This window comes from Burkholderia sp. M6-3 (assembly GCF_050858985.1).
GTDB lineage: Bacteria > Pseudomonadota > Gammaproteobacteria > Burkholderiales > Burkholderiaceae > Paraburkholderia > Paraburkholderia caledonica.
Genome location: NZ_CP110090.1, coordinates 922017 through 945804 on the forward strand (window position 1 = coordinate 922017; position 23788 = coordinate 945804).

Here is a 23788-nt window from a genome sequence, read left to right on the forward strand (position 1 = left end):
TTAACGGCAGTCCGGCCGGTTTCTTGATGCCCCGCGCGACAGTGCGAAGCGTAATTCCGCAATTTCGGCATCAATGAGCTTGACCGGCCTTTCGGTCAATGGTCGTGAGGCTGCTTATAAAAGAGGCTCACGGCACGGCTGCTTGCTCTCGGCGGAAGGCCTCTGTCAGGTCATTGCCGGACTGTTGTCAGGCGGCCGCTATAAGTTGTCGCGATTTGCCTCCAAAGGTTGTGCCTGAAACATAGGATGGTGTAGTGTCGTGCCGTCCAAAACAAAGGAAAGCTCGCCAGCCTACGGGCGGCGCCTGCGGCGACAGGATTCTGGCTTGACGGTTGGGGGTTGCGGGGCGGCTTACCCGTGGGCACTTCCGTCGCTGGTCCACGTGTCACCAACGCTAACGATTTACCGCGCACACGCGTTTTGCCATGCCTGATTTCCGCTTTCCGGACCGATCGTCAGACCGCCGCGCCGAAGTCGCGGCCTCGTTCGCGCGTTTGTTCGCCTGTATGAATGAGGAGTGGGTCTGATGGATTTCAGCTTCAACCTGAAGCGCACTGCCAATGCGTCGGCATGGCGGGTGCTGCCCAATCGCTGGGACTTCGTGGCCTTTCCGCTGATCATCTGCATCATCGCAATGGCGGCGATCGGCTTTCACGAGACGCTCGCGCCGATGTCCACGCTGAAGACTCAGGCGATCTCGCTCGACCCCGCGAACCTGCCCGAGTATGCAATGCGCACGACATTGCGCATGCTCGCGGCGATGGTCGCGTCGCTGATATTCACGCTGATCTACGGCACGCTTGCCGCGAAAAGCCGCCGGGCGGGTCTCGTGCTGGTGCCGATTCTCGACATCCTGCAGTCGGTGCCGGTGCTCGGCTACATATCGTTTACGGTCACGTTCTTTCTCGCGCTGTTTCCGGGCCGCGTGCTGGGCGCCGAACTCGCGGCGATCTTCGCGATCTTCACGAGCCAGGCGTGGAACATGACGTTCAGCTTCTATCAGTCGCTGCGCACGGTGCCGCGCGATCTCGACGAAGTCTCGCGCGGCTTTCACCTCACTTCATGGCAGCGTTTCTGGAAGCTCGAAGTGCCGTTCTCGATGCCCGGTCTCATCTGGAACATGATGATGTCGATGTCCGGCGGCTGGTTCTTCGTGGTCGCCTCCGAGGCCATCACCGTCGGCAACAACACGATCACGCTGCCCGGCATCGGCGCCTACCTCGCGCAGGCGATCGTCGTCAAGAATCTGCACGCGATCGGCTGGGTAATTCTCGCGATGACCGTCGTGATTCTCGCGTATGACCAGTTGCTGTTCCGACCGCTCGTCGCTTGGGCGGACAAATTCCGTATGGAGACCACGAGTTCGGGGGACGCTCCGGAATCGTGGCTGCTCGATCTGATCCGCCGCACGCGCCTGATTCACCGCTTGCTCGTGCCGCTCGGCTGGATGTTCGCCAAGGCCGCGCGCGTGCCGTTCCAGCTGCCAGCGTTGCAAAGGCCGCGCTTCCAGATCCCGCAGATGCAGAAGAGCTCGCGCCTTGGCGACATCGTGTGGGCGGCGCTGGTCCTGATCGGCACCGTCTATGTCGTGTATCGCGTCTTCATTTACGTGCGCACGGGCGTTTCGCTCGACGAAGTCGGCCACGTTTTCATGCTCGGCCTCATCACACTGTTGCGGGTGGTGCTGCTGATCGCCCTCGCGTCCGTGATCTGGGTGCCGGTCGGCGTGCTGATCGGCTTGCGGCCGGCGCTCGCCGAGAAGATTCAGCCGCTTGCGCAGTTTCTTGCCGCGTTTCCGGCCAATCTGCTGTTTCCGGTATTCGTGATCGTGATCGTTCGCTTCCACCTGAACCCGGACATCTGGCTGTCGCCGCTGATCGTGCTCGGCACCCAGTGGTATATCCTGTTCAACGTGATTGCCGGCGCGACCTCGTATCCGAACGACTATCGGGAAGCGGCGAAGAATTTCCACATTCGTGGCTGGCAATGGTGGCGTCAGGCCATGTTGCCGGGCATTTTCCCGTACTACGTGACGGGCGCGATCACCGCATCGGGCGGCGCGTGGAACGCGAGCATCGTCGCGGAATTCGTGCAGTGGGGCGACACGAAGGTTGCGGCGCACGGGCTCGGCGCTTATATCGCGCAGTCCACGGCAGCGGGCGACTATCCGAAGATCATCGTGGGTATTGCGGTGATGTCCCTGTTCGTGACGCTCTTCAACCGCCTGCTGTGGCGACCGATGTACGCGTACGCCGAAGCCAAGCTTCGGCTGGACTAAGCGCGCCCCACTTTGCCGCTCGCGCCGGGCCCACAACGGGGCCGTGCAAAGCTCGGGCGGCCCGGCGTTTCTTGAGAATTGAAGGCATATCGCGATGCAAAATCCTAAAGCTGCTATGACCGCCGCGCCGATCCAGACGCCGCCGAAGCCGCCGCGCCTCGGCGAAGAGATCCTGCGTGTCAAGGACGTGTGCCGCGGTTTCAACAAGTCGCAGGGCGAACTACTCGTTCTCGACGACGCGAACCTGTCGCTGCGTGAAGGCGAGATCGTCGGTCTTCTCGGGCGTTCGGGCTCGGGCAAGTCGACGTTGTTGCGCATCATTGCCGGTCTGATCGAGCCGACCGACGGCGAAGTCACCTATATGGGCAAGCCGCTCGACGGTCCCGCGAAGGGCGTCGCCATGGTATTTCAGACCTTCGCGCTGTTCCCGTGGCTGACCGTGTTGCAAAACGTGGAAGCCGGGCTCGAGGCGCAAGGCGTGGCCGCGCGCGAGCGGCGCGAACGCGCGCTCGCGGCCATCGACCTGATCGGTCTAGACGGTTTCGAGAACGCCTATCCACGCGAGTTGTCGGGCGGCATGCGTCAGCGCGTCGGCTTCGCGCGGGCGCTGGTGGTCGATCCCACGCTGCTGCTGATGGACGAACCGTTCTCCGCGCTCGACGTGTTGACCGCCGAAACGCTGCGTACCGACCTGCTCGATTTGTGGACGCAGGGCCGCATGCCGATCAAGGCAGTGTTGATCGTTACTCACAACATCGAGGAAGCCGTGTTCATGTGCGACCGGATTCTGGTGTTGTCGTCGAATCCGGGCCGCGTGATTGCCGAGATCAAGGTGCCGTTCAAGCATCCGCGCAATCGTCTCGACCCTGCGTTCCGCCGTCTGGTCGACGAAATCTACGCCAAGATGACCGCGCGTCAGACCGACGAAAAAACCCGGAAGGGGCTGGAGCTGCACAGCTGGTTGCCGCACGTGTCTACCAACCTGATGGCGGGTCTGATCGAGACGCTGGCCGCCGCGCCGTATCACGGCCGCGCGGACATGCCGGAAATCGCACGCTCGCTGCATCTGGAGGTGGACGATCTGTTCCCGGTGGCCGAAGTGCTTCAACACCTTGGTTTCGCTGACGTGCGCGAAGGCGATATTTTCCTGACGCCGCCCGCACGCGTGTTCGCGGAGTTCGGCACGCAGGAACGCAAGATGATGTTCGCCGAGCACCTGTTGCGGCATGTGCCGCTCGCCGCGCGGATCAAGAAGGTGTTGAACGAACGGCCGGGGCACCGCGCGCCGCGCGTACGCTTCGAACAGGAACTCGAGGATTTTCTGTCCGACAGCGCCGCCGAGGAAACGCTCGACGCGGTCATCAACTGGGGCCGTTACGGCGAGATTTTCTCGTACAACGATCAGACCGAAATCTTCAGTCTGGAAGACGTGGAGTCGTGAGCGCGACTGCGCTTCTGCGCGTCGCTCATTGAAAACGGCAGGGGAGATCCTGCCGTTTTTTCGTTCTGCCGTGTGACTAGCGCAATGTTCGCTGGCGCGTCTGGTTCATTGCAGGTTGCCCCAACGTTCGACGGCCGGTTCTGCAGAAGCCCATTTCCAGCCCTTGTCCTGCTGGCACGCACTGGCGGTGTACCAGTCTTCGCGAGCGCCCGGACCGTCGCCGTCCCGCACCGAGAACACGAATTCCTTGCAAAGCGCGAGCGCGGACCCGAACGCGCGCGTGACGCGCACTTCGCCGTGACCGTTTTCAATAGGCAGCGTGTGTTTGACCGACCAGGGCCGCGTTTCGCCGACGGGCATTGCGCCTGCCAACGCCGCAATCAGATTCTGCTGGTCGGTGTGCATGGTGCGCATATAGCGACCCACGGCTTCGTCCGTTGCGGCCTGCACGGCGATACCCACACCGATGCCGACCGCCGGATTCGACGTGACGAGGCCCGACGCGACACCGGCGGCGGCACCGCTTGCCGCGCCGATCGACGAGCAACCGCTCGTGAGCAGAGTCGCGCTGACACATAGCGCGGCCGTGACCGCCGTCAGGCCCAGGCGACGCAGCGGCTTTCCAGTCGCAAGCGCATGCGCCGTCATTGCAGGGCACCCCAGCGTTCGGTAGCGGGCTCGGCCGAAGCCCATTTCCAGTTTTCGCCGTCGCGGCAGATAGACGCGACGTAGAACGCGCTGCTCGCAGGCACATTTTTAGTGGCAATGTGGTCGACCGAAAAGACGATTTCCTTGCAGTCCAGCGTGCCCGCGCTAATCGTCCGGCTGACGGTGACGCGGCCGTGTTCGTCGTCTTCGATCGGAACGGAGTGCGTAACGCTCCACGGCGCGACGGCACCGACTTCGAGCGGCCCGGCGATCTTCGCGATGCCGTCCTGCGTGTTTCGGTGGACCACCCGCTGTGAGTACTGCACGCCGGCTCTCGCGGCGGCCACTGCGCCAAGGCCGATGCCGGTTGCAACGGCGGCATTATTGGTAACCTGCCCCGCAATCGCGGCGCCGGCGATACCCGCGCCGGCCGTGGCACCTTCGGTATAGAGCGAACTGCAGCCGCTCAGCGCCGACGAGACCGCCACCGCCACTACGGCCAGCACGGCGGCTTCAGGCCGTCGGCGCGTGGCCAATCGTTCCAGGTGGGTATTCGGGCTGGTCTTCAGGCGGGCTTTCAAGCACGGTTTAAACCACTCGGCCCACACCATTTTCTTTCGCATTCCCTGTCTCTACTTTTCTTGCATGTTCGCGTGCAGAGGCCGCCCCGAAAGAGCAGCGCCTCTTCCCATCGACGAAAAATGGGCTGCTGCATTTTGCAGGATGCGTTTTGTAAATGGCAGCGGAAAAGTGCAAGAAATTGCAAAAGATGGTGCGGGTCAAACCGGATTCTGTTCAATGAGAGGCCGGTTTGATTGGTGGTGCGAACTGATTGCGGGAGGCAGTTCTGCGCAGACGCGGCTAGTGTTCGGTATCTTCTTCCGAGCCTTCGTCGCCGTACGCGCTCAAGCGGTTATAAAGCGTCTTCAGGCTGACGCCGAGCGCTTTTGCCGCGCGCCGCTTGTCGCCGCCGCAGTACTTCAGCGTGCCGAGAATGATCTGCTTCTGAGCGTCGGCGAGCGGCGTGCCGATCCATACGCTCATCGCATCGCCTTGCGTGACTGGCCGCTTCACCTTCGACGCAAGATGCGGATGCGGCAACTCGACCGTTTTCTCAGCGAGGATAAACGCGCGGTACACCGCGTTCTTCAACTCGCGCACGTTGCCCGGCCACGACCATGTGCGCAGCGTTTCGATTGAGCGTTTGCTGAAGCTCTTGCTGGTGCCTTCCTGCTGATTGAGTTGCGCGAGAAAGTGCTGGGCGAGCAGTTCGCGGTCGTTTTCGCGTTCGCGCAACGGCGGCGCGCGCAAGGGGAAAACCGCCAGCCGGTACATCAGGTCCTCGCGCAGGCCGTTTTCCTTGACGGCCACGGCGGGGTCGCGGTTGGTAGCGGCGATCACGCGCACGTTCCCGCTGATCAGTTCATTGCCGCCCACGCGATAGAACGTGCCGGTCTCGAGCGCGCGCAAAAGTTTCACCTGACGCACGGGCGCCATTTCGGTCACTTCGTCGAGGAACAGCGTGCCGCCGTTCGCATGCTCGAAGTAGCCGATGCGCCCTTGAACGGCGCCGGTGAAGCTGCCTTTTTCATGGCCGAAAAGCTCGGCCTCGATCAGTTCGTCGGGAATCGCACCGCAGTTGACGGCGACGAAGGGCGCGTCCTTGCGGCTGCTTTGATCGTGAATTGTGCGGGCGATCAGCTCCTTGCCGGTGCCCGATTCGCCGATGATCAGCGCGGTTGCGTCGGTGCTCGCGACGCGCTCGATCTGCTCGTACAAGTCGAGCATCACCGGCGACGAGCCGTAAAGCAGGCCGTACGATTTCAGTCCCGCGATGCCGTCCGTGACGCGCTGCTTCGCCTGAGCGGAAGCGCTGCCGCCAGCGGACACAGTGGGCGAGTCCACATCGATTGACGCCATAAACGGGGAAGTCCTGTGCAAATGAGGTTCGTTGTTGCGGCGCGCAGGCCTGGAACGAGACAGCTCTTGAAGTCGTATCTCACAAAGGTCGATTTAACCACTTCGACGGCGCTTCCTGCAATCTATGTGTCAGCTATCGATGAACTGTGGCCGCAAGTCGGTCGAAAGTGCCAAGGCTGAATGCCGCGTATCGGCGTGTTCGCTAAAGTTACCGGGCACAGGGTTTGCGCCTTCCTCCCGACATGCGTGCGCTTTGCCGCCAACACCGCGGCGCGCGAACGCTGACCCTAGACGAGGAGTGAAAACGATGACTGACACGACGCAACAGCTTGCACTCGGCGGCCAGAAGATCGTCGAGGATCTGCGGGTGCTGCTCAAGGACTCGGAAGAAATGCTGCGACTCGCCGCCAATGTGCCGGGCGAGGGCGTAGGCGCATTGCGCCAGAAACTGGGCACCCATGTGGAAACGCTGCAATCCGCACTCGGCGATGCGCAGGATAACGCTCAGCGACGCTATCGCTCGGCGACCGTCAACACGGAACGTTACGTGCGGCAAAACCCGTGGAGTTCGGTCGCCATTGCAGCGGGCGTGGGCTTTGTACTGGGCGTCCTGACTGCGCGCTAACGGCCGGCTCTTGGCGAGGCGTCGGCTGAGTAACGGCTGATTATCAGCTGATGATTGGCTGATTTTCGGCTCAACACGGCCGATCCTGGTCAGGTCCCCTGTTGTGCGCTCGCCGGGACCTGCGCCGAGCGAAACTCCCGCGCCTTTACGTTCCGGCTAACGCTTGGCGATTTATCGAAGATGACCGGCGGCGCGATGCGCCGCCGCCACCTTTCTCCCATTCAACGACCACAAGGAGTTCACGATGGCTCGACCCAAAATTGGTATCTTCGGCGCGCTGATGGCGCTCGGCGGCTTCCTCGCGGTCCGCTATGTCCAACGAAACCGTGCTGCGCAGGGTGCGACAGGGCGTGAGTTGCACCGCTGGGAAGGCGAGGGTGGCGCCGTTACCGCGCCGTCGTCGTCCGCGCCCGGCGCGGCTCTGGCGGCGAGCACGGGCCCCGGCGCCCATGGAGCAAACGGCTCCGCCCATCCTGACGCGTGGCCGTTCCCGCACAGCAGATAAGCTTGCCTTTCGCCAGGGCGCCGCATGAAATCCCTGGGATGCGGCGCCGTGGCGGGACTGTTAATTTGTCTCAGTAAAGCCTTATAATAGGTAAATACAGAACAATAGTGCCGATCACGTCCCGCTTTCTGCGTGTATTGTTGCAGTATTGAATGGAATCGGCGGTCCCGTGCTTGATGCAGGTTGGCGTGCGCTCACATCGAGTCGCATTCGCCGCCGCCCGCGCGAGGGTCGTCGCCCTTTTTAGCATGCCCCGCCGCATGCTCTTCTCCCACGCTTGCAGGCTTTCGAGACGCGATGCCACATGTACTGATTGTCGATGACGACGCAGGTACCCGCGAGGCGCTTTCCGCCATCATCGGGGAAGACGGATTGACCACCGCCACCGCGGGCGATTTGCGCGAAGCGCGCATTCAACTCGTCCGGCAAATGCCGGACGTTGTCTTTACCGACCTGAAGCTGCCGGACGGCAGCGGGGTCGACCTGTTCGAAGATCTCGATCCGCGCTCCGGCGTGGAAGTGATCGTGATCACGGGCCACGCCACGGTGGAGTCGGCGGTGAACGCGCTGAAAATGGGCGCCACCGACTACCTGGTCAAGCCGATCAACATGCAGCGCGTGAAGGCTATTCTTTCGCGCCTGCCGCGTGCCGGCGACCTGAAAGCGGAAATCGGCACCTTGCGCGGCGAACTGCGCCGCATGGGCCGCTTTGGTTTGATGCTCGGCAATTCGCCGGCAATGCAGGAGGTCTACGACCAGATCGGCCGCGTCGCGCCCACGGCGGCTTCGGTCATGCTGGTCGGCGAATCGGGCACCGGTAAGGAAGTCGCCGCGCAGACGCTGCACGAACTGAGCTTGCGTCGCAAGCATGCGTTTCTCGCCGTGAACTGCGGCGCGATCTCGCCGAATCTGATCGAATCGGAAATGTTCGGTCACGAGCGCGGCTCGTTCACCGGCGCCGACCGTCAGCACAAGGGCTATTTCGAGCGCGCGAATGGCGGCACGCTGTTCCTCGACGAAATCACGGAGATGCCGATTGAGCTGCAGGTCAAGCTCTTGCGCGTGCTCGAAACGGGCATGTTCATGCGCGTGGGTACGACAAAGGAAATCGAAACGGACGTGCGCCTGATTGCCGCGACCAACCGCGATCCGGAGCAGGCGGTGCTGGAAGGCAAGCTGCGGCTCGACCTTTACCATCGGCTGAATGTATTCCCGATCAGCTTGCCGCCGCTGCGCGACCGGGGCAAAGACGTGGAGTTGCTGGCCCAGGCGTTTCTCGACGAGCTCAACGAGCGTCATGGCACGCGCAAACACTTCCCGCCCGCAGTGAAGGAGATGTTGTTGTCGTACCCGTGGCCGGGCAACGTGCGTGAACTGAAGAACTACGTACAGCGCGCGCACATCATGTCGGGCACGGATTCGGACAGCACGGCCACCGTGCCGCTGCAGATCACGTTGTCGAAGCCGGCGGCCGGTACGGCGATCACCATCCCGTTCGGCACGTCGCTCGCAGAAGCGGATCGTCAACTGATTCTGGCTACGCTCGAGCAGTGCGGCGGCGTGAAGACGCGCGCTGCGGAGATTCTCGGCATCAGCCTGAAGACGCTGTACAACCGCCTCGTGGAATATGGCAACGACGCACGTGAAGAAGGCGATTCCGCCGACGAATCGCGCGCGCTGGGCGGCGCGGACGCTTAGCGTTCAATCGCCTCCGCTTTGGCCGGGAGCGCTCCGGTGACGGCACAGCCCTTGCTGCGTTTCGGTAGAACGCATAACGAGGATCACTGACATGCCGGAACACGTTGCCGCTCCCGCGTCGCCGCTTCAGAAGCATGCACATCGTCCGGAGCCGATCGAACCGCCTTCGGCGCCGCCGACGCCGGGCGAGCCCGACACTGTGCCCGACCCCAGTCCTCAGCCGATCGAACCGGTAGAGCCGCCGATCGGCGATCCGCCGCCGCAGCCCACGCAAACTCCCCAAGCCAGTCGGCGCCCGCCAATCTCTCTGCAACTCTGACATGGCCTGCAGGTTGAGCCCTAGCCACGCGCCGCAAACTTGTGTACATGTTACAAATGCGGCGCATGTTTTACCGGCAGTTACGGCGTCGTTTCGAAACTTGTAGATGCCGCCACTGCTTGGGCGGCGCGGCTTTGCCCGGAGGCATCGATCATGAGACATCCAGCACTGCGGCGTTCGGCGCGCCACTCCAAGCGCGACGGCCGTCCCCCGGCGACGAAGAACGGTCCGCCGCTTTCTACCGAGTCGCCCCGCGCGCCAGCGCCTGATTCATCAGCCGCGCCCGTCCCTCAGGCGCCTCACCATGATCCGTCCGCGCAGAATCGCGTCGCTCCGCACGCACCACCCGACGGGGAGTACAACCAGGGCGGCGTCCGCCCGGAAGGTCTCGACTACCAGCGCGACCTAGGCTCCGAGCAGGACGCGTGAGGCTCTCTGCCCAGCAAATAATCACGCGAGAACGGCGTTCGCCAGTTCGTCGTAGGAAACGCAAGGAAGTTCTTCGCGGCGTTCCCGTGCTGCGGGTTTTTGCTCGCCCGTCACATTTGCATACATTTTTTGTCCTCCGCTTCCGCAAAAACGGCACGCGACTTGCATGCACCTTTTTGGCACATGTCCGTATGCAACGAAACAACTGAACTAGGTGGAGCACCAATGAGCAGACTGATCGTGGTATCGAATCGTGTTGCGCCGACCCAGGAAGGGCGGCCCGCAGCGGGCGGCCTGGCGATCGGCGTGCTGGATGCGTTGAAGGAAACCGGCGGAGTCTGGTTCGGCTGGAGCGGTGAGACGGTGAGCGAGCCGTCCCCGCCGCTAATCGAGAAGCAAGGCAACGTGACCTATGCGACCGTTGGCCTGACCAAGCGTGACTACGACCAGTATTACCGCGGCTTTTCGAATGCGACGCTGTGGCCGACGTTTCACTATCGCAATGACCTGTCGCGTTACGACCGTCAGGAATATGCGGGCTATCAGCGCGTCAATGCGACGCTCGCCAAGCAGCTCAAAGAGCTTCTGAGGCCTGACGACATTATCTGGGTTCACGACTACCACTTGTTGCCGTTTGCGCGCTGCCTGCGCGATCTCGGTGTGAAGAACCCGATTGGCTTTTTCCTGCACATTCCGTTTCCGGTCCCCGAGGTGCTGCGCACGATTCCCCCGCATGAGGAACTCGTGAAGGCGATGTGCAGCTACGACGTGATCGGCTTTCAAACGGAGGCGGATCGCCAGTCGTTCGTCGATTTCATCGAGCGTGGCCATCATGGCACGTCGAGTGAAGACGGCATGGTTCACGCGTACAACCGGTTCCTCAAGGTGGGTGCGTATCCGATCGGTATCTATCCGGACGCGATCGCCAAGGCCGCCGAGCAGTTTACCGACCGCAAGCCGGTGCGCAGCCTGCGCGACGGCATGCGCGGCCGCAAGCTGATCATGAGTGTCGATCGCCTCGATTATTCGAAGGGTCTGGTCGAACGCTTTCAGGCGTTCGAGCGCCTGCTGCTGAATGCGCCGGGATGGCACGGGCGTGTGTCGCTCGTGCAGATCGCACCGCCGACGCGCGCTGACGTGCAGACCTATCAGCGGATTCGTCAGACGCTGGAAGGCGAAGCGGGGCGTATCAATGGCCGCTTTGCGCAGCTCGACTGGACGCCGATCCAGTACCTGAACCGCAAATACGAGCGCAACCTGCTGATGGCGCTTTTCCGTCAATCGCAGGTCGGCTATGTGACGCCGCTGCGCGACGGCATGAACTTGGTCGCAAAGGAATATGTGGCGTCGCAAGATCCGGCCGATCCGGGCGTGCTGGTGCTCTCGCAATTCGCCGGCGCGGCGGAGCAACTGCCGGGTGCACTGGTCGTCAATCCGTTCGATCTCTCGCAAATGGCCGAAGCGCTGGAACGTGCGCTCTCGATGCCGCTCGCCGAACGTCAGGCCCGCCATGCGGACATGATGGCGCCGATGCGCGAGAACAACTTGTCCGTCTGGCGCGATACCTTCCTCGGCGATTTGCGCAACGTCGCTACGGCGTCTTCCGTGACGGCCAAAGCGGTAAAGCTCGCTGACGTGACGGCGTCGTCATAGCAATTTTGCGGCAGCGCGGCTCTCGCGGAGCCCCGCGCGCTCGTCACGTCAGAGCGAGGTTGTCGAAGAAAAGGAAGAGAAGGGCGCGGATCGTTCGCAGCGATCCGCGCCCTTTTTGCGTTGAGTTCGCAAAAAAATGTAGATCAGGCCGGCCGCGCTTTCGCCCGTTGCGTCACGCGCAGTGTGCTGACCACCGCCGCCACCGCGGAAAAACCTGCGGCCACATACAGCGCGAGAACTGGCCCGTTGTGCGGCGCCACTCCGAAAATCAACGCGACAAGCGCCGCGCCGAGCGTCTGCCCGGTCAGGCGCGCGGTGCCCAGCATGCCGCTCGCGCCCCCGCTGCGCTCACGCGGCGCCGACGACAGCATCGTGCGATTGTTAGGCGACTGGAAGATACCGAAACCGGCGCCGCACAACGCCATGCGCCATGCGATCTGCACCGGGTCGGGATGCGCTCCGAGCGTGGCGAGCAGCAGCAGTCCGACGGTCATGGTGGCCAGTCCGACGCCGCCCAGCCAGCCTGACGACACCTTGTCCGACAGCACGCCGGCGATTGGCGCAGCGATGATGATGACCGCGGGCCATGGTGTCATCAGGAGGCCCGTGTCGACCTGCGAGAAACCCAGCGTGTCCTGCAACATGAAAGGCAGCGACACGAAAGCGAGCATCTGCGCGCAAAACGAACAGACCGAGGTACCGATCGACAGCGCGAAGATGGGAATCCTCAGCAAATCGATCGGCAGCAGCGGCGCCGGCCGGCTCAATTGACGACGCACGAAGAAGTAGCCGATCACCACCGCGCCGATGAATTCCACGGCGACATAGCCGAGCCGTTCACCGTGCCCGAGACCGTCGACTGCAAAAATCAGCAGGCCGAATACGAACGCGTTCATGACCGCGCTCAACAGGTCGTATGGCGAATCGTGGCCGCGGTTCATGGGCAGGGCCTTGAAGCCGCCCACAATCGCCGCGATGCCGATCGGCACATTGATCGCGAAGAGCCACGGCCACGAGGCCACGGCGAGCACCGCCGAGGCCACCGTGGGTCCCACCGCCGAGGACACCGCCACCACCATCGCATTGATTGCGACGCCGCGCCCGAGTTGCGTCGGCGGATAGATCATGCGGACCAGCGCCGTGTTCACGCTCATGACACCCGCCGCGCCGAAGCCCTGCACGACGCGTGCAATTGCGAGCGTCGACAGCGACGTGGAAAGAGCGCAGCCGAAGGACGCGACCGTGAACAGAATCAGACCGCCAAGATAGATGCGGCGATAGCCGATGCGGTCGCCAAGCGACGCCAGCGGCAGCAGTGAAATGGTGATGGCAAGCTGATATGCGTTGACGACCCAGATGGAGCCGGCCGCACTCGCCTGGAGGTTTCGCGCGATAGTGGGCAACGCGACATTGGCAATAGCGCTGTCGAGTACTGCCAGCGTGAGGGCGAGCGCAATGACCAGCATCGCCCAATAGCGTTGCGGCGTCGGCAGGCCGTGTTCGGGATTGGACGCTGCGGCGCTGTCGGCCGCGCCTGTCTGCTCTGCGTTGGGCGGTACTGCGCCGCCATTGCGCGATGGTTGTGCGTGCATCGGTTGTTGAATGTGCCTTGGACAAACCGCCGGTCGGACAGCGAGCCGTGGGTATCGCGCGCCGTTGCAAAACGGTTCGCGGGACGCGGCGATGCCGGCGCGCAATGGATGAGCGCGCCGGCATCGCCCATGTCACATGCGCGCCGCGCTCGGGCGGCGCGGCATCGCCAGCTTGCCGTTACTTGAGTTCGTAGAGGCCGGTGTGGGTCGTCGAGTCGATCTCGTTCATATGCGTCATGAAACGCGCGACCGCATTGGTCGTTTCGGCATTGATCGGCAGATGCGGCACGCTCAGCGCATGCAGGCGGAAGATGTAGCGATGTGTCTTGTCGCCGCGCGGAGGCGCCGCACCGCCGAAGCCGACCGTGCCGTAGTCGTTGCGCACCTGCAGCGCGCCTTGCGGCAGCAGCGAGCCGTCGGCCTTGCCGGCGTTGCGCGGCAGCGAACGCACGTCGGCGGGAATGTTCACCACCACCCAGTGCCAGAACCCGCTGCCAGTCGGCGCGTCGGGATCGTGCACGGTGAGCGCGAAGCTCTGCGTGTCAGCCGGCGCGCCTTCCCATTGCAGCGCGGGCGAGATGTTTTCTCCATCGACGCCAAAGGCTTTGTCGCTGTATTCGTGTGCCTTCGGCATGAAGCCGTTGTTGGAGAAATCGTCGGACCAGAGACGGAAATCAGCCATTATGTGCCTCCCTTCTTGACGGGTTTTCGATGGCCGAAGCGAACGGTTTCAGCGCCGCGCCGACGTCATGCCGGGCCGCCGAGGGTCGCTTCGGGTAAGCCGATTGAGTGTATCACCGCGTGCTTTCGGTTCGCTCGACGCAACGTTCGGTCTGAGGTGCTACGCGCGCTCCTCGAAGCTCGGCGCATCGCTTCTCAGCCATTCGACGAGCCGCGTCAGCACGCCTTCTATATCGCGATTGGCGCCACGCAAAGCGCATTCCCATACGACCGCGACGCGCCAGCCGTCGGCGAGCAACGCGGCGCGCACCTTGTCGTCGTTGCTGCGATTACGGCCGATCTTCTCGCGCCAGAACTCGGGGCGCGTCTGCGGCCATTTGAAAAGATGGCAGTCGTGGCCATGCCAGAAGCAGCCGTGCACGAGCACGACGGCGTGGTAGCGGGGCAGCACGATATCCGGGCGTCCCGGCAGGTCGCGCGCATCCAGACGAAAGCGAAAGCCCTGCCGATGCAGCAGGCTGCGGATCAGAACTTCGGGCCTGGTGTTGCGCCCGCGAATGCCGGACATCATGCGGCTGCGGGTCGCGCTATCGACGATATCGACCATTGCTAGCTTTCGATGACGCGCCGCGCGCGGCCGCAATGCGTCGGCGCGTGAAGAAGAAACTTCTGTCGACTCATTAGATGGCTCCTCGGTAAGCAGCGATTGCCTACGCGAGAGCACGATGCGCGCCGCATCGGGCGTCGCCGGCAGTTTAATTCGATGCGCGTAAGCAAGCCGGCGGATGCCGGCATTCGGCCAGTTTACGCAAAAACGACTGTCGTCACGATCTGCGCACGAGCATGCAAAGACTTTGTATCCGGCGCAACTCGGAGTCGTAACCTTCCAGCATATGGCCAATCGGCCTTCTGCGTTCACGACGCCCTTGCTCGAATTCGCGCTTCTCTTCCTTGGTGGGAACCCAGTATCTGCCGATGCGATCTTCCTGCACGTGGCGGATCGTGCCGGCGCTGACCAACTGGCTCAGAGAAGCCCTGACCTGCCGCGTGCTGCTGTTCAACTGGTTCGCGAGCGCGACGCAGGTGTATCGGACTCCCGGCGTCATGATGGCGTCGAGGTTCGACGCACTCAGCCTCTTGCGCTTCGCCGCCTCCTTGTTCTTCTCCGCTTCGTTATCCGAAGCGACGACGGTGCACGCGGCCGGATCTTGTTCGCTGTCGCGCGACGACGCTCGCGCGGTATGGTCTCTTTTCATGTTCGACGCCTTTCTTCTTCCTGTTTTACCAGTGCTGGATCGTCTTCACATCGCGAGCCGGAATTTGTGTTTTCCGGCTGCTTCAACGCAACCGCTTACTGCGTTCCAGATGAGGGGACACCGTCGCGCGCCGCGGCGATGGACGCGTCGCGCTCTTTGCCTGCGGCTGCTTTCTGCCGCAGATAAACGCGTTTCGCCGCGGCAACCTTTGCGTCATAGCTGCGATTGGCCGCGGAGATCTGCTGGTGCATCTGGACGATCTGGTCATTCGTGCCCGCCGGCGATTTTTCCGTTTCGGTTTGTGCCCAGCATGCAGATGCGGCGCTGAACAGGCAGAACAACACAGTGGAAACGAGTTTCTTCATAGACACTCCTGCGAAAAAAACGGCCGCGTTAAGCGGCCGCGAAAGTCCACCACTCAGAGCTTGAAAGTGGAGGCTCGGGGTTCGTTACTCGCTGCAACGTGATGAGAAGTTAATGCAAGCGACAGTGAGCGGAAAGAACGGAAATGACGTACGTGTAAAGGAAAACCGAACACCAATCATTAAGCGCGATACATACACATAGCGTGCCTCCAATGTTACGTAGCAGTCACGCACCCATCTCCTCTGAAGTTATTACGCCATTTGCGCATGCTGTTCGCAGGCGATTAACGCGTTCATGATCGCGCTTCTTCACAGTCCCTATCGGCTCGCGATACGTTCGCTGCTGACACCGATCGAATGACCGAATCGTTCAAACGCTGCGAGTTGTCACGAGGCTTTGGCCACACTTAATAATCAGGAACAGGAGCAACACATGCGTGCACTCACATTACGATCGCCGGGTATGCTGACCCTCGCCTTTGCTACGGCCATATTGCTGGGCCACCCACTAGCGGCCCACGCACAAGTGACGCGTGCGCCTGCATCAGCCAGTGCGGCCAGTGCGGTGGGTGCGGATGCAATGGCCCGGCTCACCAGCCGTATCATCAACGTCGATGTGCAGACGAGTCGCATCACGGTCCAGGGATCGCGCGGAGAAACGGTGGTCGTGGAGGTCGATCCCGAGGTTGCGGACGTGAGACTCCTCAAGGTAGGCGACGAAGTTCACGTCGAGTACACAGGCGCATTACTGCTGTCGGCAGAAAAGGTAGAGACGAAGGGCGTCCGTTCGCGCGTCGAGGGAGAGACGGCGACGCCGATTTCTCACGGTATGTCCGTCAAGCTCCGCAACGTCGACATCGTCGCAACCGTGCAGAGTCTGGATCGTAAGAATCGGCAGATCGTATTGCGGGGACCCACGCGCAGCATGTTGTTGCAAATAGCGCCCGACGTACCGCTCGATAAGATTGCCGTCGGCGACAGCGTGCACGCGAAATATCATGCGGAGACAGCGATTCTGATCACGCGCGACGGCAAGCCAATTCGTTGACGATATGAAGAGCCGGCGCCGAGGTACTGCCGTTCGCAGTAGTACCCGGACGCCGGCACGACTCGCCTGTCAGCGGTGCTAGGGAAGGTCTGCACAACATGTTTTCATGTGCGCCGATCTTTTTTCACGTTGGGCGTATCGGCCGCAGAGTCTGCCAGCAGGTTGATCGTGCGGCTTTTGAAGCATGATGACCTTCGTTTGCCGAGATTCACGGCCTGATGCGCCGGGCGTTTCACGCTTTGTTTAAAGCCTTGCGCGCCATCCAGAGGTTGCCCAGCGCAAACAGTGTCGTGATCTGCGCGGTGTTCTTCACCAATCCTCGGTAGCGGGTCTTCGTGTAACCAAACTGCTGCTTGAGCACGCGAAACGGATGTTCAACCTTGGCGCGCACGCCAGCCTTCAGGCGCTCAATCTGGTTGTATATCGCGTCCAGACGATTGGTCAGGTCCAGTTGTCGACGCTTGCCCGGTCGCATCGCGACATGCCAGCGTACCGGGTTCGCCTGACATCGCTTTTCTATACCCTGATATCCGGCGTCAGCGTACACATCCTTTTCCTGGCCGTGCAACAACGCTTCGGCCGCATTGATGTCGTGCACGTTGGCTGCCGTACCAATGACGGTGTGGACCAGCCCCGACTCTGCGTCCACGCCGATGTGCGCTTTCATCCCGAAGTACCATTGATTCCCTTTCTTCGTCTGATGCATCTCCGGGTCCCGTTTGCCAGAGCCGTTCTTTGTCGAACTCGGTGCGCTAATCAAGGTCGCATCGACCGCTGACCCTGCCTTCAACATCAAGCCTTTTTCACTCAGGATCTCATTGACCAGGGCGAGCATCTGCGCGGCCAGTCCGTGCGTTTCGAGAAGGTGGCGGAACCGCAGAATCGTGCTTTCGTCTGGCAAACGCGTCATACCTTCGTCCAGCCCCGCAAACTCACGGTACAGCGGCACGTCATAAAGCGCCTCTTCCATCGCCGGGTCCGAAAGCCCAAACCACTGCTGCATGAAGTGAATCTGCAGCATCGTCGCAACCGGAAACGGCGGCCTTCCAGTCTTACCCTTCGGATAGTGCGGTTCGATCAACGCAATCAACCTCGACCATGGCACAACGCGCCTCATCTCATCGAGAAATTCCCGCTTGCGCGTGCGTTTCGTTGAAAGATCCAGGCCAAGACCGAGCTGTGTCATCGAGGAACTCCTTTAATTCCCGTTCTTCCAGGATAGGACAACCAGACTTCGACGCCAGGACTTTTGCAGACCATCCCTAGAAGAGCAGCTCCGTCGATTGCAGAACCCGCTTCGCTTCTGCCGTTCCTGCCTTGTCGCTGTCGCGGATAGTTTCCAGAAGTATGTCGACGAGGCAATTCGCCGCCGCGCTGAGAGGATTCCCGTTGCGCGAGACGATGCCGACAGAAGTGTCGGCAAGTTCTTCTCTCAGCGGAAAGGCGCAGAACTTATAGCGCGTCACGCAAATCTCTGCGAGCGGCCACGGAAAGATCGAAACTGCATCGGTTCTTTGCAGTACTGATGCGGCCACTGTCAATGAATGGGTGAAGTGGACGTTGCGTGGTTCCGGCAAGCCATTGCGATAGAACATCTTCTTGGAGAGACGGCACTCCATGTCAGAGTCGAGTGAGACTAGCCAGTCGGCATCCATAAGGTCGGCGAGAGAGCGCGACTGCGCAAGCGGGTGCCCCTGCCGCGCGACAACGGCCAGGCCGCAAGAAAAGAGCGGGCGGAAATTGAATTCCGTATTGGCGATGTCGGGTGCTTGCCGTCCCACGAATAGTTCAACGCTCCCGTCGCGCAAGCGGGGATTCGCAATCGACATGAGACCCTCGAACATCTCCAGTTGGACATTCGGCATTCTCTGGCGGAACTGGATAAATATTTCCGGAAGAAAACAGAGTGCTATCCATGGCGTAATGGAGACCGCGAGCTTGCCGGACGGCTCAGCCCGCATCTCTCTCATCGCGCCATGAGCGCGCTCCACTTGCGCCACGATCAGTCTCGCATGCGTGAGAAGTGTATTGCCGCATTCCGTCAATGTCGCGCCCGACGAGGTACGCTGTATCAACGGGGCATTGACGTCGTCTTCGAGATCTTTAAGCGCCTGGGTGATCGCCGACGGCGACAGTTCCAATGCCCGGGCTGCGCCGCGAACGCTGCCCGCGTCCGCAATGGCGACGAGCGCGCGAAGTTGATGGTTCTTCATCGTGTCCTCACCGTTTGCAGGTATGCGTTGCACTTCAGGAAGCCGCTCGACGATGCAAGCGTTTGTGGAGACGTGTTCTTACGTTGTCCACCGGCTTAAAGAGGTGTTGAAAATGCACGTGAGTTGTGCGCAACGCGATGCAATTATGAGCGTCGCCCGAGGAGGGCGCCACGATCCCACAAATAACTCTGGATTAACGTAGTGTTATTGTTTGGCCGCGAGTGTTCGCGTGGCAATCCCGATTGCCGTATCCAGTACGACAGATCTCCTGTGTTGCACTCGCCAGAAGGCGACGAGCCTGCGCGGTGGAATATCCTTGAGAATGATGCGTTTCAATTCGCAGCTTGCAATTAAATCGTTTGGCACATGCTCGGGGAGTAGTGCAATGGCATCGCCAATAGACGCCATTCGCAGTGAGAGTTCGAGGGAGTCACATTCTATCGATGGTTGTATCGCACAACCCAGCACGCGCTCCACGTAGCGTCGCACGCCGAAGTGGCGGGGCGGCAGTATCAGCTTCAACTCCGACAATCGCGACATGGTGTCGCGGCTCAGATCGGCCCGTGTGCTGTGATAGAGAGCGAGGCGTTCATGGTGAAGATCGACGCTTTCGAGGTCTGTGGCGCTGACCTCCGTCGAATAGGTGAGCCCCAGGTCGGCCATGCCGCGTAAAACCATCTCGACGATGTGGCTCGAACTGTCGCATTGCAGCGAGAGGCGCGTCTGCGGATAAAGTTGCAGTAGCTCCTTGGTGAGGCTCGGCACGAAATGTCCGATCAACGTCTGTACAGTGGCAATGCGCAGTGAAAGTCCCCAGCCAGGACCTTGCGCGGCATGCGAGATAGATTCGTCCAAAGCGTCGAAGAGAGGTTCGACCGTGCGGAATAATGCTTCACCATCTGACGTGAGCTGCATTCCGCGTCCATGCCGCCTGAACAGGAGGCGGCCCAGTTTCGATTCGAGGGCCTGGATGTGGCGGCTCAAGGCCGGCTGTGTGATACCCACCGTTTCCGCCGCCGCGCGCAGCGAATGGTGCTTCGCAACTGCGACGAACATGCGCAGTTGCGTGTCGTGACTCGTGGCCGTGGTCATGTGCCGCGCATGGAGACAGGTCGATCACTCGATGCGGGATGCCGGCGAGTACGAAAGACGTTTCCCTGTGCAATCATTTTGCCAGCCTCGTCCGAACGCCATTGGTGATCGCGATGAGGAGCGTGGTGACCGACCAGTAGGCCACACCAGCAACGATCAGCATGGGTACAAGCGTTCCGTCGCGTTCGCCGATCGCAGTCACTCGCCGAAAGAAGTCTCCAAGAGCAATCACATAGACGAGCGATGTGTCCTGAAAAATCACGATGCATTGTGTGAGCGCGAGCGGAACCATTGCGCGAAAGGCCTGCGGAAAGATCACATAGCGCAGCGTCTGGAAAGGTGTCATGCCGAGTGCGTACCCGGCCTGAAGCTGTCCGCGCGGCAAGCTCGCGATCCCCGCACGAATAATTTCGCAAAAGAACGCGGCTTCGAGCAACGAATAGGCGGTCAGGGCAGAAACGAGCCGCAGGTCTACCGTCGACGGTAGATTGAACAAAGCCTTCAGGAATTGCGGCACGATCAGAAAAAACCACAGCAGCAGCATGACAAGCGGAATGGATCGGAACAGCGACACATAAGCTTGCGTGAAAACGCGCAGCACGTAGTGCGACGACAAACTGAACGCGGCTAATACCGTACCCCAGGCGAGACCGAACAGAATCGCCACCACGGTAATCTGCAAAGTGATTCGCATGCCTGAGAGCAGTACAGCTCTCGAATCGATGAGCGTTTGCCAGTCCATCTCGAACATGTCAGCCCCCAATCAGGCCAGGCAATGCAGTCCGGCGACGAATCCAGCGCATGCCGCACAGAATCGCGAAGTTCAGTCCCATATAGGCGAGCGTTACGCAAATGAACGACTCATACGGCTGTGCCGTGTAGTCGACGAGTTGCCGCGCCTGGCCGGACAGTTCAAGCAGACCGATGGTAGATGCCACCGCCGAGTTCTTGGATATGATGAGGAACTCCGATGTCAGCGGGCCCCATATCGTGCGAAACGTGACGGGCAGCAGCACATACCGATATGCCTGTGCTCGCGTGAGACCGAGTGCGAATGCGGCATGGACCTGTCCAACGGGACGCGCCAGGATGCCGGCGCGCACTTGCTCGCAGATTCGCGAACCCGTGTACACCCCGAGCGATACAACCGATGCGATGAGAAACTGTGGATGAGATGGCAGACTCTTGAGCCAGTTTCCGATAGCGGCGGGCAGCAGTTCCGGCACGACGAAGAACCAGATAAAGAACTGCACGATCAACGGTACGCCACGGAAGATCGAAACGTACGCGGCACTCACCGCCTTTGCGGCGCGGTTGGGCAATGTACGCATTACGCCGAATACGGTGCCCGTGACAAGTGCGAGTGAAAACGCGAGCAATGTCAATTCAACGGTGTTCACCAGACCGGACACCAGCCAGCCCAGATAAGTGGCCGGTTCGCCGGTAGCAACGGGCTGCAGCAGCACGCCCCAGTGCCATCTGTAATCCATGAAATACCTCTCGCCTGCGCATGTCGGCGCGCGGTTAACGTGTCGTCATATTGGGTCGATGCGGCTCAGGACGTCGGCTTGTCGTCGGGATTCGCAAAGAGCGCCTGCATGCGCGGAGACAGCGGGAAATCCAGGTTTATCCTTTTCGGAGGAATGGGCTGCTGGAACCAGCGTTGGTACATCTTCGCGGCAACACCGGACTTTTGGGCTTCGATAATTGCGGCGTCCATCACGGCTTTCATCGGTGCATCGTTCTTGCGCAACATGCAGCCGTAGGCTTCATAGGTTCGAGGTGTGCCCACGATTTCATAGTCGCCTGGGTTGCGCGCTTTCGCACGTTCTCCGGCCAGCAACGCGTCGTCCATCATCATGGCTTTTGCGCGGCCAGTAGAGAGCATGAGAAACGATTCGGTGTGATCTTTTGCGCTGATGACGTCCATGCTCATCGATTTCTCTACATTCATCTTGCGCAGGATCTTCTCCGAGGTAGTGCCCGCGCCGACCACGACGGTTTTTTCTTTCAGATCGTCGAAGTCCTTGATGCCCGACTTCCTGTTGACCAGGAGGCGTGTGCCGATTACGAAAAAGCTGTTCGAAAACGCCACCTGTTGCGCGCGCTCCACGTTGTTCGTGGTACTCGTGCATTCGAAATCGATCGTGCCATTCTGAAGCAGCGAGATGCGGTTCTGCGAGGTGATGGGGATAGTGCGGACTTTGAGGTCTGGCAGCTTCACGACCATTTTGATGCGCGCGATGATCAGATTAGCCACGTCGATCGAGTAGCCGATCGGCTTCTGGTCCGCGTCGTAGTACGAAAACGGAACGGACGCATCGCGGTATCCGATGGTCACCACATGTTCTTTGCTTATTTTGAGGAGTGTTCCCGTGAGTTCGGGTTCTGCCGCTCTCGCGTCATCGAGTGCGCTGAAGGTCAAAAGGGCGACGGCGGCGATCGCGCCGCAGCGGCCGTTCGCGGCTCGGGCAGAAAGCGATTGTTTCATGGTGGTCTCCAGAACTTGCATCTCTTGTGGGCTCCCCGAGCCGCGCGGTTTTCCGGCATCACGCGACAATGGATGTCAGTGTTGTTTCAGCGCGTGCCGGTGATCTGCGCAACATCGATCACATACATCCGACGCGCATCCTCGTGAACAGAATCGATGCACACGGCGCGGCCATCGCGATTCCAACGCGGGTGCAGATCGCAACGGTTTTCCTTTTTCAGGTCGGGCGGTGCATAGAACTCCCCGATGTCGTAGCGCACATCTTCATGCATGTCGTAGAGAAACAGAATGCGTGTGTTCGTCCGCGAGTCAGGGTATGTGTCCGATAAGAGCCAGCGCGTGTCGATTGGCGAAAAGCTCATATGACCGTTCTCTGTGAGCAGGTCGCGACCGATTACTTCCACGTTGCCTCTATCGCTGTCTTCATACAGGTGATAATGGATGCTGCCGGCGTGCGGGCCCCATACGATGACGTGTGAATCGTCTTGCCAAAGCGGGTGCGATATCTGGTATTCAGACTTCTCGTAGTCGAAGGTGCCGACTGCGGACGAATCGAAATGCTCTGCCAGTTGCGGTAGCGGATGGTCCGAGCAATCGAGCAGCCGCATGCCCGAGCCGTCTGGATTCATCGTGATCAGCCTATGGAGGAAGCAGGTTTCGTCGGCGGTGCGTTCAGTCCAGCGGTGCAAAAATAGCACGCGCGAGGACGCAGCATTGATCTCGATGTGGCTTACCCAGTGAATGGCGTTCTGCATGGACGGAACGTAGTGGAAGCTGCGCAAATCGTCATAGCTCACGATCAATGCGGTTTCACCCGTTGCAAGGTCGAGGCGATGGATGCCGTCGTCTGCCGGGGCAAGTTGCAGGGCAAATGGGCCGCCGCGTTCGCTGTAGCCTATCGTTTCATGCGTGACGTAGAGACGCCGGTAGTCGACGCAAAGCGCATAGCGGCTATTGGGTGCGCACACATAAACCGGCATGGGAAGCGTTGTCTTTCTGGCGGTGTCGATGTCGAAAATGGCTGCGCCGAAACCCGGATAGCGCGCCGACAGATCGCCCGTGCGAGTGTTGTAAATGACCTTGCGCCTGGGCTCGCCGTCCAGCCATTGCAACTGGCAGCCCATTTGCCAGTTCCAGGCGGTCGTCGTATCGATTGCGTGAAAAGTTTCGCGATCCTCAATGTCGAAGTAGCCGACTTTCGCCATGAGTTGTGGCGTAAGAGGCGCATCCATCATGGCGACCTGGTTGCCCAGCACGTAGCGGCCCGTTCGGTCCCATGCGCTCTTGTTGTAGTAGCCAAAGAAATGATGGCGCTCGCCACTGCCAAGCCGCCGCACAGGGCACTTGAGTTTCACGATTCGCCCTCTTTCGGGCAAGCGGTTGACGATGCAAGTGGCGGACGCAGTCATGAACGGACGAATCGGTTAGTGAAGGTGGCACAGGCATGAAGTGCCGATGCATGAGGTGACTGAAGCATATCGCCGCACATCAATGCGGGGTAATTCATTTTTCGCGCATGGGTATTCGCCGTTGA

At 60.8% G+C, this 23788-nt stretch carries 24 protein-coding genes; 9 read left to right on the forward strand and 15 right to left on the reverse strand.

The features are described from left to right. The first annotated feature begins 526 nt into the window (after positions 1-526). A complete protein-coding gene (locus OH764_RS04005; RefSeq protein WP_498848098.1) occupies positions 527-2278 on the forward strand; it encodes an ABC transporter permease in 1752 nt (583 codons plus the stop codon). 94 nt (positions 2279-2372) lie between these two features. Beyond that, complete coding sequence (locus OH764_RS04010; RefSeq protein WP_013338552.1) at positions 2373-3719, forward strand: ABC transporter ATP-binding protein; 1347 nt, start codon at positions 2373-2375, stop codon at positions 3717-3719. A 105-nt stretch (positions 3720-3824) separates the two neighbouring features. Here OH764_RS04010 and OH764_RS04015 read toward each other — a convergent pair whose 3' ends face one another. The 3 genes from OH764_RS04015 to OH764_RS04025 all read right to left on the reverse strand — a co-directional run bounded on the left by OH764_RS04015 (position 3825) and on the right by OH764_RS04025 (position 6287). Further along, positions 3825-4367: a hypothetical protein gene (locus OH764_RS04015; protein ID WP_498848099.1), complete on the reverse strand. Its 543-nt coding sequence runs from the start codon at positions 4365-4367 to the stop codon at positions 3825-3827. Further along, positions 4364-4990 (reverse strand): hypothetical protein, encoded by a 627-nt coding sequence (locus tag OH764_RS04020; protein ID WP_498848100.1) that lies wholly within the window; start codon positions 4988-4990, stop codon positions 4364-4366. The genes OH764_RS04015 and OH764_RS04020 overlap by 4 nt, the downstream gene beginning before the upstream one ends. Before the next feature lie 238 nt (positions 4991-5228). Continuing rightward, a complete protein-coding gene (locus OH764_RS04025) occupies positions 5229-6287 on the reverse strand; it encodes a sigma-54 interaction domain-containing protein (RefSeq protein ID WP_027775614.1) in 1059 nt (352 codons plus the stop codon). A gap of 307 nt (positions 6288-6594) precedes the next feature. Here OH764_RS04025 and OH764_RS04030 point away from each other — a divergent pair, with 307 nt between their 5' ends. The 6 genes from OH764_RS04030 to otsA all read left to right on the forward strand — a co-directional run bounded on the left by OH764_RS04030 (position 6595) and on the right by otsA (position 11516). Next, a complete protein-coding gene (locus OH764_RS04030) occupies positions 6595-6912 on the forward strand; it encodes an ElaB/YgaM/YqjD family protein (protein ID WP_020065268.1) in 318 nt (105 codons plus the stop codon). Between the two features lie 244 nt (positions 6913-7156). After that, positions 7157-7417, forward strand: a complete 261-nt coding sequence (locus tag OH764_RS04035; protein WP_498848101.1) for a hypothetical protein — start codon at positions 7157-7159, stop codon at positions 7415-7417. A 297-nt stretch (positions 7418-7714) separates the two neighbouring features. Continuing rightward, a complete protein-coding gene (locus OH764_RS04040) occupies positions 7715-9115 on the forward strand; it encodes a sigma-54-dependent transcriptional regulator (RefSeq protein ID WP_020065271.1) in 1401 nt (466 codons plus the stop codon). Between the two features lie 91 nt (positions 9116-9206). Beyond that, positions 9207-9434 carry a hypothetical protein gene (locus OH764_RS04045; RefSeq protein WP_498848102.1) on the forward strand — a complete coding sequence of 76 codons (228 nt, stop codon included), beginning with the start codon at positions 9207-9209 and terminating at the stop codon, positions 9432-9434. Positions 9435-9587: 153 nt separating this feature from the next. Continuing rightward, positions 9588-9863 carry a hypothetical protein gene (locus OH764_RS04050; RefSeq protein ID WP_498848103.1) on the forward strand — a complete coding sequence of 92 codons (276 nt, stop codon included), beginning with the start codon at positions 9588-9590 and terminating at the stop codon, positions 9861-9863. A gap of 225 nt (positions 9864-10088) precedes the next feature. Then, positions 10089-11516, forward strand: a complete 1428-nt coding sequence (gene otsA, locus OH764_RS04055; RefSeq protein ID WP_020065274.1) for an alpha,alpha-trehalose-phosphate synthase (UDP-forming) — start codon at positions 10089-10091, stop codon at positions 11514-11516. A gap of 143 nt (positions 11517-11659) precedes the next feature. Here otsA and OH764_RS04060 read toward each other — a convergent pair whose 3' ends face one another. From OH764_RS04060 to OH764_RS04080, 5 genes are all read right to left on the reverse strand, one after another. Continuing rightward, on the reverse strand, positions 11660-13108 hold the full coding sequence (locus OH764_RS04060; protein ID WP_498848104.1) for an MFS transporter: 1449 nt from the start codon (positions 13106-13108) through the stop codon (positions 11660-11662). 178 nt (positions 13109-13286) lie between these two features. Continuing rightward, positions 13287-13790 (reverse strand): YbhB/YbcL family Raf kinase inhibitor-like protein, encoded by a 504-nt coding sequence (locus OH764_RS04065; protein ID WP_020065276.1) that lies wholly within the window; start codon positions 13788-13790, stop codon positions 13287-13289. A 159-nt stretch (positions 13791-13949) separates the two neighbouring features. Continuing rightward, positions 13950-14396 (reverse strand): very short patch repair endonuclease, encoded by a 447-nt coding sequence (locus OH764_RS04070; protein ID WP_498848105.1) that lies wholly within the window; start codon positions 14394-14396, stop codon positions 13950-13952. A gap of 217 nt (positions 14397-14613) precedes the next feature. Continuing rightward, positions 14614-15045, reverse strand: a complete 432-nt coding sequence (locus OH764_RS04075; protein WP_498848106.1) for a hypothetical protein — start codon at positions 15043-15045, stop codon at positions 14614-14616. A gap of 95 nt (positions 15046-15140) precedes the next feature. Then, positions 15141-15410, reverse strand: a complete 270-nt coding sequence (locus OH764_RS04080; protein WP_498848107.1) for a hypothetical protein — start codon at positions 15408-15410, stop codon at positions 15141-15143. 433 nt (positions 15411-15843) lie between these two features. Here OH764_RS04080 and OH764_RS04085 point away from each other — a divergent pair, with 433 nt between their 5' ends. After that, on the forward strand, positions 15844-16458 hold the full coding sequence (locus OH764_RS04085; RefSeq protein ID WP_498848108.1) for a hypothetical protein: 615 nt from the start codon (positions 15844-15846) through the stop codon (positions 16456-16458). A gap of 232 nt (positions 16459-16690) precedes the next feature. On the opposite strand, the gene OH764_RS04090 is transcribed toward OH764_RS04085, so the two are convergent. From OH764_RS04090 to OH764_RS04120, 7 genes are all read right to left on the reverse strand, one after another. After that, a complete protein-coding gene (locus OH764_RS04090; RefSeq protein ID WP_498847679.1) occupies positions 16691-17644 on the reverse strand; it encodes an IS5 family transposase in 954 nt (317 codons plus the stop codon). A gap of 76 nt (positions 17645-17720) precedes the next feature. Further along, entirely contained in the window at positions 17721-18671 is a 951-nt protein-coding gene (locus tag OH764_RS04095; protein ID WP_498848109.1) for a LysR family transcriptional regulator, read from the reverse strand. Positions 18672-18875: 204 nt separating this feature from the next. Further along, entirely contained in the window at positions 18876-19676 is an 801-nt protein-coding gene (locus OH764_RS04100) for a LysR family transcriptional regulator (protein ID WP_498848110.1), read from the reverse strand. Positions 19677-19836: 160 nt separating this feature from the next. After that, positions 19837-20514, reverse strand: coding sequence for an ABC transporter permease subunit (locus OH764_RS04105; protein ID WP_088172912.1), 678 nt, complete (start codon positions 20512-20514; stop codon positions 19837-19839). Position 20515: 1 nt separating this feature from the next. Beyond that, complete coding sequence (locus tag OH764_RS04110; RefSeq protein WP_498848111.1) at positions 20516-21253, reverse strand: amino acid ABC transporter permease; 738 nt, start codon at positions 21251-21253, stop codon at positions 20516-20518. A gap of 65 nt (positions 21254-21318) precedes the next feature. Next, the gene (locus OH764_RS04115) at positions 21319-22254 is read right to left on the reverse strand and encodes a glutamate/aspartate ABC transporter substrate-binding protein (protein ID WP_498848112.1); all 936 of its coding nucleotides are present in this window, start codon (positions 22252-22254) and stop codon (positions 21319-21321) included. Positions 22255-22340: 86 nt separating this feature from the next. After that, positions 22341-23663 carry a hypothetical protein gene (locus OH764_RS04120; protein ID WP_498848113.1) on the reverse strand — a complete coding sequence of 441 codons (1323 nt, stop codon included), beginning with the start codon at positions 23661-23663 and terminating at the stop codon, positions 22341-22343. Between the last annotated feature and the right edge of the window lie 125 nt (positions 23664-23788).